7 protein-coding genes are annotated in these 13624 nt (G+C 60.3%); 5 read left to right on the forward strand and 2 right to left on the reverse strand.

The features are described from left to right. Nucleotides 1–7 precede the first annotated feature (7 nt). The gene (locus F4X57_00360) at nucleotides 8–2374 is read left to right on the forward strand and encodes a response regulator (protein MYC05632.1); all 2367 of its coding nucleotides are present in this window, start codon (nucleotides 8–10) and stop codon (nucleotides 2372–2374) included. A gap of 39 nt (nucleotides 2375–2413) precedes the next feature. Here F4X57_00360 and F4X57_00365 read toward each other — a convergent pair whose 3' ends face one another. Then, nucleotides 2414–4903, reverse strand: a complete 2490-nt coding sequence (locus F4X57_00365; protein ID MYC05633.1) for an AMP-binding protein — start codon at nucleotides 4901–4903, stop codon at nucleotides 2414–2416. A gap of 195 nt (nucleotides 4904–5098) precedes the next feature. Beyond that, the gene (locus tag F4X57_00370; protein ID MYC05634.1) at nucleotides 5099–6268 is read right to left on the reverse strand and encodes an amino acid ABC transporter substrate-binding protein; all 1170 of its coding nucleotides are present in this window, start codon (nucleotides 6266–6268) and stop codon (nucleotides 5099–5101) included. Nucleotides 6269–6706: 438 nt separating this feature from the next. Here F4X57_00370 and F4X57_00375 point away from each other — a divergent pair, with 438 nt between their 5' ends. The 4 genes from F4X57_00375 (at nucleotide 6707) to F4X57_00390 (ending at nucleotide 13578) form a co-directional block, all read left to right on the forward strand. Next, nucleotides 6707–7534, forward strand: a complete 828-nt coding sequence (locus F4X57_00375; GenBank protein ID MYC05635.1) for a fibronectin type III domain-containing protein — start codon at nucleotides 6707–6709, stop codon at nucleotides 7532–7534. A gap of 33 nt (nucleotides 7535–7567) precedes the next feature. After that, nucleotides 7568–8476, forward strand: coding sequence for a cadherin-like beta sandwich domain-containing protein (locus F4X57_00380; GenBank protein ID MYC05636.1), 909 nt, complete (start codon nucleotides 7568–7570; stop codon nucleotides 8474–8476). A gap of 496 nt (nucleotides 8477–8972) precedes the next feature. Beyond that, entirely contained in the window at nucleotides 8973–11438 is a 2466-nt protein-coding gene (locus F4X57_00385) for a response regulator (protein MYC05637.1), read from the forward strand. A gap of 673 nt (nucleotides 11439–12111) precedes the next feature. Next, nucleotides 12112–13578, forward strand: coding sequence for a sulfatase-like hydrolase/transferase (locus F4X57_00390; protein ID MYC05638.1), 1467 nt, complete (start codon nucleotides 12112–12114; stop codon nucleotides 13576–13578). Nucleotides 13579–13624: the final 46 nt, after the last annotated feature.

Genomic DNA, 13624 nt, shown 5'->3' on the forward strand with positions numbered 1-13624 from the left:
TGGAAATGTGACGAAAAAAGACCGGCGTGACCTGGACATCAAGGCGCTGCGTGACCGTCTGTCCCGCCTGAGGGACGCCAGCCTGCGGATTAGCGAGAGTCTGGACATGGACACGGTGTTGCAGGAGGTGCTGGACTCCGCGCGGGAACTAACAGAAGGTCGTTACGGGGCAATCGTCCTCCTCGATGACACTGGCATGATAGAAGACTTCCTGTCGTCAGGACTGAGTGTCGAAGAGGCGAATGGGATGTGGAGCATGCCAGATGCAATACGCTTTCTCGACTATCTGGGACGGATCGAAGATCCGCTGAGAGTGCCGGACTTCATTTGCCACCTGCGCGAACAGGGGTTGCCGGAACTGCGTTCCTCGTCAGTGGGCGCGTTTCTGGGTGCTCCCATACGGCGCGGGAGCCAGCGTGTGGGCAACATATTCCTAGCCAGGGATAAAGGAGGGCAAGAGTTCTGCAGCGAAGACGAGGAGACTCTGGTGATGTTCGCCTCCCAGGCGGCGCTGGTTATCGCGAACGCCAGTCGCTACCGCGACGAGTTGCAAGCCAGGTCTCACCTTGAGACTCTGATAGAAACTTCTCCAATAGGGGTGGTGGTCTTCGATGCCCAGACCGGAGGGCTGGTTTCATTCAACAGGGAGGCGGTCAGGATTGTTGAGGACCTCATAGACCCGGGCCGTCCCCTTGAAGAGATAATCGGGGTTCTGACCGTCCGGCGTGCCGACGGGAGAGAGGTGTCCCTTCAGGAGTTTCCCCTGGTAGAGACTCTCAGCGACGCCGAGACCATACGCGCTGAGGAGGTGGTCATCGCGGTACCGGATGGCAGGTCGGTTGCTATCCTGCTGAATGTAACCCCCATCCGCGCGCATGGCGGCGACGTGGAGTCTGTGGTGGTCACGATGCAAGACTTGACCCCGTTGCAGGAGACAGAGCGTCTGCGGGCGGAGTTTCTGGCGATGGTGAGCCACGAGTTGCGCACTCCGCTGACTTCGATCAAAGGATCTGTCGCTACTCTGCTGGATCCTGGCGCCGGGCTGAACCCTACCGAGATAGACCATCTTTACCGGATTATAGACGCTCAGTCCGAGCGCATGCGTATGCTGATAAGCGACCTTCTCGACGTGGCTCACATTGAGACGGGAGCGCTATCTGTCTATCCCGAACCCAACGATGTGGCGGTGGTGGTGAACGAGGCGAGGCACTCCTTCTTGAGCAGCGGCGGCAAGCACACCATGCGCGTCGAACTTGCCCCAGAGCTACCCTGGGTCATGGCAGACAGGCCCCGAATGGTGCAGATATTGGGTAACCTGCTCGCCAACGCGGCCCGACACTCGCCGGAGTCGTCGCCCATTGAGGTGAGCGCAACGCGGGATGGGGTTCACGTTGCCGTCTCCGTGTCTGACAAGGGTAGAGGCATACCGGCGGACAGCCTGCCGCACCTTTTCCGGAAATTTTCGCAGCGCCAGGGCGAGGACAGAGGCGACACCGGCCTAGGCCTCGCCATCTGCAAGGGGATCGTGGAGGCACATGGGGGCCGAATCTGGGCAGAGAGTGACGGGCCGGGGCTGGGAGCACGCTTCACATTCACTGTCCCAGTGGTCGAGGAAGCCGGGTTCATATCTCCCGTCGCTCCTGCAACTCGCTCCTCGCGACAGAAGAGAACGGAGGAAAGGATCTGCGTACTCGCAGTTGACGACGACCCCCAAGCCCTCAGGTACGTCAGAGAGACGCTGTCGAACGCAGGCTACCTGACGGTCGCTACGGGAAACGCGAGGGAGGTGCTGCGGTTGGTCGAGGAGTCGAGGCCCGATCTTGTGCTGCTCGACCTTGTGCTGCCCGGCGTCGACGGGATCGAGATGATGCGGGAGATACAGGAGGCGTACGACATTCCGGTCATCTTCCTGTCGGCTTATGGGCAGGACCAACTTGTGGCAAGGGCATTCGACCAGGGAGCCGCCGATTATGTTGTCAAGCCCTTCTCTCCGACAGAGCTCGCGGCAAGGATCAGGGCGGCATTGCGGCGAAAGATGACGCCGGAGCCGATGTTGCCCTACGTGTTAGGGGACCTGACCATCGACTACGCTGAGCGCCGGGTGACCCTTGGGTGCCAGCAGGTGCGGCTGACCTATATCGAGTACCGCACACTTGTCGAGTTGTCGCTCAACGCGGGCCGTGTGTTGCCATACGCGCATCTGCTGAGGCGGGTATGGGGAGTGGACGAGGACGGGGACGTGCGGCCGATTCGTACCGTCATAAGCACGCTGCGCCGCAGGCTGGAGGACGAGACCGATAACCCCACTTACATCTTCACCGAGCCTCGAGTCGGCTACCGAATGGCATCAGGAGAGAATCAGGGGCAAGAATGACTGTCGAGCCTTCTCCATCAGATCCGATGCCAATAAAAGCTAGAGCGACCTCACCGCCTGCTCTATTCTGTCTGTGGCGTCTTCGTAAGATGTGGCCCGCGAAAAGGTGATAGGAGAGCCGAAACGTACCTCAACTTCTCCTCTACCAAGTACCGGAAAATCACTGGGTGATCCGAGTTTCAATATGTCCAACTTCACGGGAACGACAGGTATGCCTGATTCTACCGCCACCAGCCCAGTTCCTCCCCTGAAGGACTGCATTGGGCCTCCGACGGTGAGCTCCCCCTCAGGGTAGATTAGCACGGACCAGCCGTCGTCAAGAATTCGGCCCATATTGTCCAGGCTCGCTCGAACCGCACCTTCTTTTGAGAAGGGAAAGCCGTTTCCGATGAGCGGGTGTGTAATGCGATATGCAGGATTACGCCATAATTCCTCCCACGCCGCGATGGCAAGTCGCCTGCGATGACGCAGTGGCATTGCCTTGATGAGGAGGCCGTTGTCAAGTCGCAGGCAGTGGTTCGCGGCGAAAAGTATCGGACCCTTCATGCCCTCTATTTCCGAAGCCCCCACTACACTAAACTTATACAGCAGCCTGAGAACAGGAAATATGGCTGCTCGTTGGATGGCGCCCCTAAGGGGTCTGCACCACCAGCTCATACCCCATCGTACGAACTTTCTCCGCTCTACGCTCCGTGGTCCCTGATCGACCATTCTTGCCAGGTAGTCGATGGTAGTGCCGCGCTCGATGACGGACTCATCCAAATAAACCCCGAACTGCTCTTCAATGGCTGACAGGAGTTCCACGCGCTTGAGAGAGTCCATGTCCAGGTCACCGTCGAGTGTCTTGTCCGCGGTAATCTGGGCGACAGGCATCTCGGCAATCTCGGCGACCAATTGCTCCAGCGTCACCTCTTCTGAAATCGCTGGCTGACGCGCCGGCAAGTCAGACGTCGCCTCAGCATCGTTGAGCAGTATTTCCGTGAGGAGGTTCTTCTTGACTTTGAGGGTATGAGTGCGAGGAAAGTCTTCCTCTTTCCAGACTGTAAATCCGCGCACACGCTGATGTTCTGCCAGCCGATTATTTGCCCAAGATACGGCATCAGATACCAGCGCGATGTCCCGTACCAGCAGCGCAGCATGCACCTCCGGGCCGGTCGAGCCTGGCAGACCGACGACAGCGGCGTCATCAACGGCATCGTGCCTGACCAACATGGCTTCGATATCCTCAGGATAGACGTTAAGGCCGCTGCCGAGGACAATCATGTCCTTCTTTCGCCCCTTAAGGTGAAGGTTGCCGTCGCTGTCGAATTCTCCCTGATCACCCGTCTTGTACCATTCGTCCTGGAAGGCGGCGGCTGTTGCGTCCGGCGCGTTCCAGTAGCCCGGAGTAACGTTTTCGCCTCGGACGAGCACTTCGCCGTCAGGTGCGATCTTCACTTCCACACCGGGCACCGGAGGACCGGGGGAATCGTGGCGTGGCTTCGATTGCAGATGACAGGTGATTACGGGGGACGTCTCGGTTGCGCCATAGCCCTGGATGACGTTAATGCCGAGGAGGTTCCACTTGACGCCGAGATCCCCGGGCAGCGGAGCGCCTCCGGCGAAAATGAAGGCGAGCCGTCCTCCGAATGTCTTGTGCACTCGTCTGAAAAGGACCCGCCGCAGAGGGAACGGAGCGCCTGCGGCGACCTTCAACAGCCTTGCCCAGAGTGCCTCTTTTCCCTGCCTCCGTACCTCCCGTTCTATTCCTTTCATGAACAGGTCAAGGAGTTGAGGCACGAGCACCATCATCGTGACGCGGCGCTCCTGCATCGTCCTGAATAGAACCGTTGCCTGGCGCGCTATCGGGTAGGTGATGTTTGCCCCGGCGTTCATAGGTACGAATAGACCTCCCATCTGCTCCAGCATATGGCTGAGGGGCAGAATAGACATCAGGCGGTCGGATTCCTTGCCGGGAGCTACCTGGACGACGGAGCTTATGTTCGCGGTAATGTTGCGATGCGTCAGCATTACACCCTTTGGATCGCCCGTAGTTCCGGAAGTAAACATCACCTCTGCAAGGTCGTCCGGTTCAATGTCAACGTGAGCCGGTGAGGGCAGGTCCTCTGACAACGCTTCCAGATCCTCGAAGTCTATCTCCGGAACGCCGAGTTCCGCATGGTAGCTTGGCGTCGCCCGGGAAACAAAAGAGAGCTTGGCATCAACCCTGGAAGTGACATTCTCCACGAATTCGCGCGGACTGCGTACGTCTAGCGGCACCACAATAACGCCGGCGCGCAAGCATCCAAACAGGCAGATGACCCATTGAGGACAGTTCGGCCCCCAGATTATGACGCGGTCGCCCTTGGACAGGCCGCGTGCCTGCAGCAGCGCGGCGATACGCTCGGAGCCATTCCAGACATCGTTGTAGGACCAGCGCTGGTAGCGAAATCCGGGCTTGAATAGCAGCGCATCTCGGTCACCGAACTTCTCAGCGCGCTCTCGGAGGAATTCAACCAAGGTTGCCTCTATATCGCCATTCCTGCTCATTTGTGGCTCCTAATGCTCAGAGTGTTTTTTCGAGTGTAGATTGTCATTGGGGACGGCACCGCATTCTTCACATTGTCCAGCATAGAGTAATCGAGTGCCCCGGATTGCTGTCAACCCCGTGAGGGCTGCGAATTTTATACATATATCGCGGCGTGAAGAACAATACTTATCGCCTATAACGGGCACCGCGCCGGGTCAGTCGGCATTGATGGCGCGGCGCATGAATACCTGCGGATCAGCCGCCCACTCCGCGTAGCCGATGCGTCTATCGTCGGTCAGGTAGTCTATCTTCTCGTCGAGGCAGGCTCGCAGTTCGGCGTCTTGCACGGCAAGGGTGAAACCGCCCAATTCGACCGCATCGTCCAGCGCGGTGACGGCGAAAGCGCCGCCGGAGACATTAGCGGCGTCAAGGTTGCCGATTTCGCCCCTCGCCAGCGCGTCGATGCTGCCTGCTCGCAGGGCTTCAAGAAGCTCGGATTCACCGGCATCGTCGCCCAGATAGACCACTTGGGGCATATCCTCCGACGGCGGGTACAGGCGTCGCCTGCCCTCCAGAACGGGAGACTCGCCGGCTGCGTTGATGGTGTAGCCGGCGCCTCCGTCTGCCGTTACCGTGCCCGTGTCGGTCTCGACGCGCGTGCCTGTGGCAAGCCGGCCGTCGGCATTCACCAAGCCTGTCCGCTCCAGCAGGCGGTGCTCTCCCGTGGTGCCTGCGAGCGCTCCCACGCGCACATCAGCGGTCAGGTCGGCAGGGGAAGCCAAGCGCTCAGCGTCCTCTGCCCGGACCAGCAGAGACTGTCGAAAGCTCACATGGCCGGAGGTGAACGAGACGACCTGCTCGTCCGCCGCGTTGCGTGTGCGCGAGTCGAGGATGGTGATGCCGCCGCCCGCGATGTCGTACTCAGGCTCCGCCGACCGCAGCCAGATGTTGTCCCATGGTCCGATGCCGCGACGGGAAAAGGACAGCCCCGCGCCTTCCAGCGCCTCCAAGGCGGTCAGCAGGTCTGCCTCGTAGCCCAGATGCGTGTTGAATCCCGGCGATGCCGGATCGGGATCGGCGCTGTAGCTCATGGGCGCGAAGAAGGCGTAGAAACCAACATTCAGAACACGGTCCGCGTCGGTACACGATTCGGGCGCGGCACCATCGGGCGAGCAGGCGGCAAGGGACACGAGCAACAAGCCTAACAAGACGATTCTGTGCGAAATGGGTAGATGGCAACCTGCTCCCGCTATTGGATTCATGGCATACGGTCTATCCGATTCGAACATTAGGTATTTGTGAAATCGTCTCCATCCTACCACAAGAGGAGCTGCACACTGACGAGCAGGGCGCAGCAGGTCGTCGGTCGTCTCTAAGGTCGTCATAACTTCGCCTCACCGCCGCTTATCCCCCGATGCCCACGAGACCTCCGAGACTTCACGGGTATAAAAATTCGTGCCATTAGTAAGAGAATTAACATATAATTTAGTATTATACATTGTTGTGCATCATATAATGGCATGGTATAGTGGGGTTCTACCGACCATAAAATTCGATTTCAGATATGCAGGAGCATGACGATGCGACTCAATATGCCTAATACCCCCCCCCTCCATAGCATAAGACGTCACTTATACAAGGCATCTCCGAATAGCAGGGCCCTCCGCTTCGCACTTCCCTTAACTGCGCTTGCGGCGGCCCTGCTTTTATTCGTCGTCTCCTTCGCGTCGGAGCGGGTAAGCGCCGATCACCCCGTCCCCGCCGTGACCGGAGTGGATGCCTGGATCGATTACAGCAGCCCCAGCGGGCTGGCGGGGTTGAAATTGGATTTTAACTTCAACTCGGATACGGATGCGGATGGTGAGAAACTCGTCGGATCCTACCGCATCGACACGCGGTATCGCAGAGACAGTAACTCCAACTTTTCCGATTGGCTGTTATACGTGGGATACACAAACACATCCCACCCATGCCCCGTAAACGTGGAAAATCCCAACAATGACCCCGAAATCACGAGAAGAAACAGGCAATGCTCAATCGCCACCATCTGGCCCGACAACGGTATCGGCGAGTACCAGGCGCGGATAGTCCCCGAATCACCGCAAGGGCATGAAGGGACTCCCTCTCGCACGATTTCTTCGCTTGGGATCGAGGAGAAGCCGGGCGTACCTAATCTGACGGCTACCGGAATTGCTGACCCCAATGTCGCCAACCAGGGAGGAATCAACGTGGCATGGGGAAGTGCGCACAGGGCCGCCGAATACATAATCCAGTGGGCCACTGCTGACTCCGGTAGTTTCGGCCATCCCGATTATGAGTCGAGAGTTAGCAGCGAAGTCCGCTCCGCCGGGATTGGTGGACTGCAACCTAACACCGCCTACCTGGTGCGGGTAATCGCTGTGGCGCAGTTCGGTCGTCAAGCCGATCCTTCCAATGTGGTCGAAGTCACGACCCGTGGCACAGGGACGACCACGCCGCCTACGCCTACGACGACGCGCACACTGCAGCAACTCATGGCTGTGTTCGACACCGACAGAAACGGCGTACTCAGCCTTGCTGAAGCCAACAACGCCATCTCTGGCCCAAACGCGCTCACCAACAAGACCGAGCTGTATATCCTGCTGGACTTCTACTTTTCGCAGGGCAACTAATCGGCCCGCGATGAAATTGGAGGACGGATAGTGATGAAAGAAGTTGTCGTCAAGGCGGTGATCCCGTTGCTGGCGGTCGCCGCCTTGACCATCGGCCTGGCGTACTACAATCTGACGGAGGCGAGCGGTCACAGCGCGGTCCGCAGTATTTCGCCGTCCACCGTACAGCCCGGCGGCGAGCTGCAAGTAACCGTCGAGGTCGCCAACTACGGTACTATCGGCAGAGTGATCGAAACCATCCCGAACCGATTTAGCTATCTCGGCGTCCGGGGACTGCCCGCCGATGCCGTCAGACAGGACGGTCAGACCGTCAGCTTTATCGTGGTCGCCAGAAACAACGAGTACGAGTTCACCTACCGGCTGAGAGCGCCCACGACGCCCGGGCAGTACACATTCAGCGGGGTATTCCTTGACGCGGGATTGGATCAGCGGACGGTAGGCGGTGCAACCAGGGTAACCGTAGCCGCGCCCACGTCCGTTCCTACCGCAACTGACGCCAGCCTGTCGTCGCTGAGCCTGACGGACGGCGAAGGCATGGCAATCGCCCTGACGGACGTGGACGGCAATGTGGTGGACTTCGCGTCCGACGTCACGGCGTACTACGCTGCCGTTGACAACGCTGTTGACATGATAGACGTCATGGCGACTGCGACGGATGAGAACGCTGCTGTGACGGGCACCGGAGCGATGAGCCTGTCCGAGGGCAACAACACCGTTGAGGTTGAGGTGACGGCTGCGGACGGGACGACGACGATGACCTACACGGTCGTGGTGACTCGTGAAGAATCGTCTGATGAGGCGAGGCTGCTTCGCATATACGATGCGGACGGCGATGGCGCCATCGACGCTTCTGATCTCAATACGGCTATTGGGGACTACCTTGCCGGAGACCTTCCAGCCTCCGATATGAATATCCTCATATCCCTGTACCTCCGCGGGTAGAGAAATCGATTCTCATAACCGGGTAAGAGACCCGGGCGGGCGGCGTCACTACTGTCGGGGCGGCGGCGCGGGATGATTCAGAAGAGGTTGCTGCTATCGTCAGCCTTTTCGCAACGGCTGTGGTGCACACTCAGCGCCGCCGTCGTCGTCGGAATGTTCCAGCGCGGAGATTAGATGTCCCGCGTTATGGACGGATCGAAGTTGGACTGCTCCGCAAGCGTATCCGGCTCAGCTGACAGACCGAATCTACCGCACATGTTCCCACGTTATCCCTCTGCGCAGCTTCCTAAGCCCCCTGCGGCACTCTTTTGTCGCCACAGTATGAGCAGCCCCAGTCCTCACCCTCCCTGCCCTCGCGTGTACGGATTTCACAGACCTGATTGGCGCAGCAACACGCAATCCGGCAGGTGGCTATCGGTCTGACCGGCGCTGCCACTCCTGCATTTGTTATATATATGCCCCGTATCTCTTGAGAATAGCGTATCAATGGCGTACTATGTCGTATGAATTGATGTATAAGCGATTTGCTATTCCATGCTACCGCTTCCTTAACTTCCCACCATCGGGGCTGAACGGAGGAAAAATGACCCAGCCAGACCAACCGGACCGCGAGATAGATGTCCTGCGGCAGCGCCTGTCCCGCCTGAGCGAAGCCAGCCTGCGCATCAATGAGAGCCTGGAATTCGATACCGTGCTGCAGGATGTTCTGGACTCCGCGCGCGCTCTGACGGACGCGCGCTACGGCGTGATGACGCTGCTGGACGACGAGGGCGGGATGGAGGACTTTCTGGCTTCCGGAATGACCGCCCAGGAAGCCGAAGAGCTGTGGCTGACGCCGGAAGGGCTTCGCATCTTCGAGTCGCTGACCGGTATCTCCGAAACCCTGCGACTCCCCAACGTGATGGAGCACATCCGGTCGCTGGGCTTCGCCGAGTTCAGCGCACCCGTCCCGACGGGAGGAGACTTCCCCTTCCTGGCGGCGCCGATGTTCCACCGGGGCGCACGGGTGGGCAATGTCTTCGTGGGCGACAAGGATGGCGGCGAGGAGTTCAGCCGCGCCGACGAGGAAACGCTGGTGATGTTCGCCTCTCAGGCGGCGCTGGTGATCGCCAACGCGCGCAGATACCGGGAGGAGCGGCGCGCCAGGGACGACCTGGAAACGCTGGTGAATACCTCGCCTGTGGGTGTAGTCGTTCTGGACGGCCAAACGGGAGCGCCGGTGTCCGTCAACCGCGAAGCAAGGCGCATCGCGAATATGCTGGGAGAAGGCGAGCAGTCGGTGGAGGACCTTCTGAAGTTAGTGACCTGTGTGCGCGGCGACGGAAGGGAGATTGCCCTCATGGAGCTGCCGCTGGCGGAGGCGCTCACGGCAGGCGAGACGGTCCGCGCCGAGGAGATAGAGCTGCGCGTTCCCGACGGGCGGAGCGTGAGCGTCCTGCTCAATGCCACGCCCATCTACGGCAAAGATGGCTTGACGACTTTTGTGGCGACCTTGCAGGACATGACGCCCCTGAAGGATATGGAACGGCTGCGCGCCGAGTTTCTGGCAATGGTGAGCCACGAGCTGAGGACGCCTCTGGCGGCGGTCAAAGGCTCGATTACCACGCTCCTGGAAACGGCAAACGAGCTGCATCCGGCTGAGATGATCCAGTTCTTCCGCATCATCCGGGACCAGTCCGACCAGATGCGCAACCTGATAGGCGACCTGATGGACGTAGCCCGCATCGAGACTGCCACCTTGCCGGTCACTCCGGAGCCATCGGACGTGCGCCTGCTGGTGGAAGAGGCACGGAGCAGGTTTCTGAGCGGCGCCGCCGTGAATCCCCTGGAGTTGGAACTGTCGGATGACCTGCCTCTTGTGATGGCAGACCGGCTGCGAATCGTCCAAGTGCTGAGCAACCTGCTCTCCAATGCCACCGGGTACTCGCCCGACGACTCGCCGATTGTGGTTAGCGCAAGGCGGGAAGGATTCCATGTCGCGCTCTCCGTGGCAGACCGGGGGCGGGGCATACCTGCGGAACTCATGCCTGAACTGTTCCGCAAGTTCTCGCGCGCCAACACCGCTAACACTGCATCCGGCGTTGACGGCTCAGGGCTGGGTCTCGCCATCTGCAAGGGCATCGTGGAGACCCACGGGGGCCGCATCTGGGCTGAGAGCGACGGCCCCGGCATGGGATCACGGTTCATATTCACGCTGCCAATGGCTGAAGGGGTGGCTGCCGCTCCCCCAACTCCTCGTGCGATACCACGGCAGATAAGCCGGACTCCGCTCCGTGTTCTTGCCGTGGACGACGACCCCCATGCGCTGCGGTATGTTCGGGACGCCCTTCGCAGGGAGGGCTACGCGCCCATCGTGACCGGCGACCCGGACGATGTGCCCCGCCTCATGGCGGAGGAGAGGCCCCACCTGGTCCTGCTGGACCTGGTGCTGCCCGGCAAAGATGGCATCGAGCTGATGAACGACATTCTGAGGATGGCGGACGTGCCGGTAATCTTCCTGTCGGTGTACGGTCAGGACGAGACCATAGCCCGTGCATTCGACATGGGCGCTTCCGACTACCTAGTCAAGCCCTTCTCGCCGACCGAGCTTGCCGCCAGAATCAGGGCGGCACTCAGGAAACGGCTGGCTTCTCCGGAGGTCGAGCCGTCGGAAGTCTATGCCGAAGAAGGCTTGAGCATCGACTTTGCCAAGCGCCAAGTGGCTGTGGACGGGGAGCTGGTGAACCTGACGAGCACGGAGTTCGCGGTGCTGTATGAACTTGCGGTGCATTCTCCCCGCGTGCTGACCCACAGCGTGCTGCTCCATCGGGTCTGGGGCCCGGAGAGGATCGGCGATGCGTGGCTCTTGAGGGAAGTGGTGAAGAGGCTTCGCCGCAAGATTGGCGACGATGTCTCCAACTCCAAGTACATATTCACCGAACCTCGAGTCGGCTACCGGATGGCGAAGACGCCGACTCCATAGCCGTCGTCAGCCTCGGCGACATTGACAAATCCGCCTTTCGCGCATCCGGCGACGAGCCGCCATCAGAGCGGACACTCTCGTCGTGCCTGAAACGCCTCTCCCGTCTGCGCGCTGACTGGCATTGACTGGAACGATGCCGATAACATCGCCGCATGGCAGGATTTCGGCTACCGGACGCGACACGCAGGCGTCGCTATCCTGCCCCGGCATCACCGAAGCGGGCTGTGTCGGCTCGCCTCAGGCGTCCTAAGTCCTCTACCGCTACGGCATCTGCGTTCGCGAATCTATCCTGCGACTCGTCGTCTATGCCGCCGGTGCCTTGCGCCTGAACGCCTCGCGGAACTCCGCGTTCTCGCGGGCGGGCGCAGCAGGTCGTCGATTGTCTCTATGGTCGTCATAACTTCGCCTCACTGCCACTTATCTGAGTGAAATCGTCTCGTATATTGGTATCCCAGTTGGATATGCTGTATCTTAGCGTGGTGGCGATAGCGGCTATTCGCAAGTCCGCTGCCCATAGCATATGGGAATGTTCTTATAGAATATCCATTACACACTGCAATGTGAAGGGCTGATTACACGCGGCACTTGTGAAGAAGGCACTGGCTGGAATTGGGGGACGCGACTTGAACATCGGCATTGGCGGGTCTAACATGGGCGCACTGGCACGACCCCGATGACAAGCAGTGAGGCAGCGATGCGAGACAATCCACGAAACATCCTGTTGGTAGCATTCGACGGCTTGCAGCCCGCGCAGGTTACGCCCGCGCTGACGCCCAATCTGGCGGCGTTCGTCGCCGAAGGCGTGGCGTTCGACAATCACCATCCTTCTTTTCCGTCGGTAACGCGCTCGAACGCGGCGACTATGACGACGGGATGCTATCCGGGCAGGCATGGCTTGGCGGCGAATATGCTGGTGATGCGCGACTTCGATCCGCATACGGCGTTCTCCGCGCTCGAACCGACGCTCGCCGAAGTCGCGCGCAAGACGCCGGTTCTGCTCGCGCCGACACTCGCCGACATAATGTCGCGGCACGGTCTGGAATATGTCGCGGTGGGCACCGGCACTAGCGGAAATGCGTATGTGCACAATCCCGATGCAGCCACTGCCGGCGGCGCGACGATACATCCGGAGTTCTGCCTGCCCTATCCGCTGCACGAGGACATCATCGCGCGGTTCGGCGAATGGCCTCCCGAAGGCGAGACGAACGCTGACAAGCTCGCGCATGCCGTGGACATCACGACCGAGTATGTGCTTACCGAGCGGCAGCCCGCGGTTACATTCGTCTGGTTCACGGAGCCGGACAAGGCGCAGCACGCGCACGGCGTCGGCGCGAAGATGAGCAACCGCGCACTGCGCGAGACGGACGAGCAGTTCGGCAGGCTGCTGGAGTGGCTGGACGCCGCCGGTGTGGACACCGATGTGCTGGTCATATCGGATCACGGCTATTCCACTATCATCGACATTGTCGAGATCGAGGCGCTGCTGCGAGACGCGGGATTTCCGGCGGGGGACGAGCCGGGCGGCGTAACGGTCGCCGGAAACGGCGGCGCGGCGCTGTTCTACGCGCACGACAGGGACGCGGCGACGGTGGACAGGCTGGCGTCGTGGATGATGCGGCAGGCGTGGTGTGGCGCGCTGGTCGCGTCCGATTCGCTGGGGCAGATAGAAGGCACGCTGCCCGCGTCGCTGGTCGGCGCAGAGGGCTTGCGCGCGCCCGATCTGGCGGTGTCGTTCCGCTGGGATGACCGTCTGAACGCATCGGGCTATGAGGGCTATGTGTATTCCACAGGCGGCGCGGCCGGTCTTGGGCAGCACGGCTCGATGGGACGCTCCGAGATGCGTTGTTCGCTGTTCGCGCGTGGCGGCAGCTTTAAGCGCGGCGTCCGCATCGATAGCCCGACAGGCAACACCGACCTCGCGCCGACAGTCCTGCACCTGCTCGGCGTCAGCGGCGCCGACACGATGCACGGCAGAGTGCTGACGGAATCGCTGGCAGACGGCAAACCCGTCAAGTGGCAGACGACCACGCACCGCGCAAAGCGAGACACCGGCGCAGGCGTGTACAATCAGCACATCACCATATCCCATGTGGGCGACACCATCTACTTGGACGAAGGCAATGGCGGTTTGGCGGGGTGATATGCAATCAATCGGGCAGACGACACAGGCACAAACGGCAACCGCG

The sequence above is a fragment of the Chloroflexota bacterium genome (assembly GCA_009840355.1).
In the GTDB taxonomy this organism is placed as follows: domain Bacteria; phylum Chloroflexota; class Dehalococcoidia; order Lucifugimonadales; family JADFKI01; genus Bin90.

What these genes read in the sequence shown, in the direction of transcription:
- F4X57_00365 (MYC05633.1), bottom strand. Translation starts at nt 4,903, where the DNA reads ATGAGCAGGAATGGCGATATAGAGGCAACCTTGGTTGAATTCCTCCGA.
- F4X57_00370 (MYC05634.1), bottom strand. Translation starts at nt 6,268, where the DNA reads ATGACGACCTTAGAGACGACCGACGACCTGCTGCGCCCTGCTCGTCAG.
- F4X57_00380 (MYC05636.1), top strand. Translation starts at nt 7,568, where the DNA reads ATGAAAGAAGTTGTCGTCAAGGCGGTGATCCCGTTGCTGGCGGTCGCC.
- F4X57_00385 (MYC05637.1), top strand. Translation starts at nt 8,973, where the DNA reads ATGTCGTATGAATTGATGTATAAGCGATTTGCTATTCCATGCTACCGC.
- F4X57_00390 (MYC05638.1), top strand. Translation starts at nt 12,112, where the DNA reads ATGACAAGCAGTGAGGCAGCGATGCGAGACAATCCACGAAACATCCTG.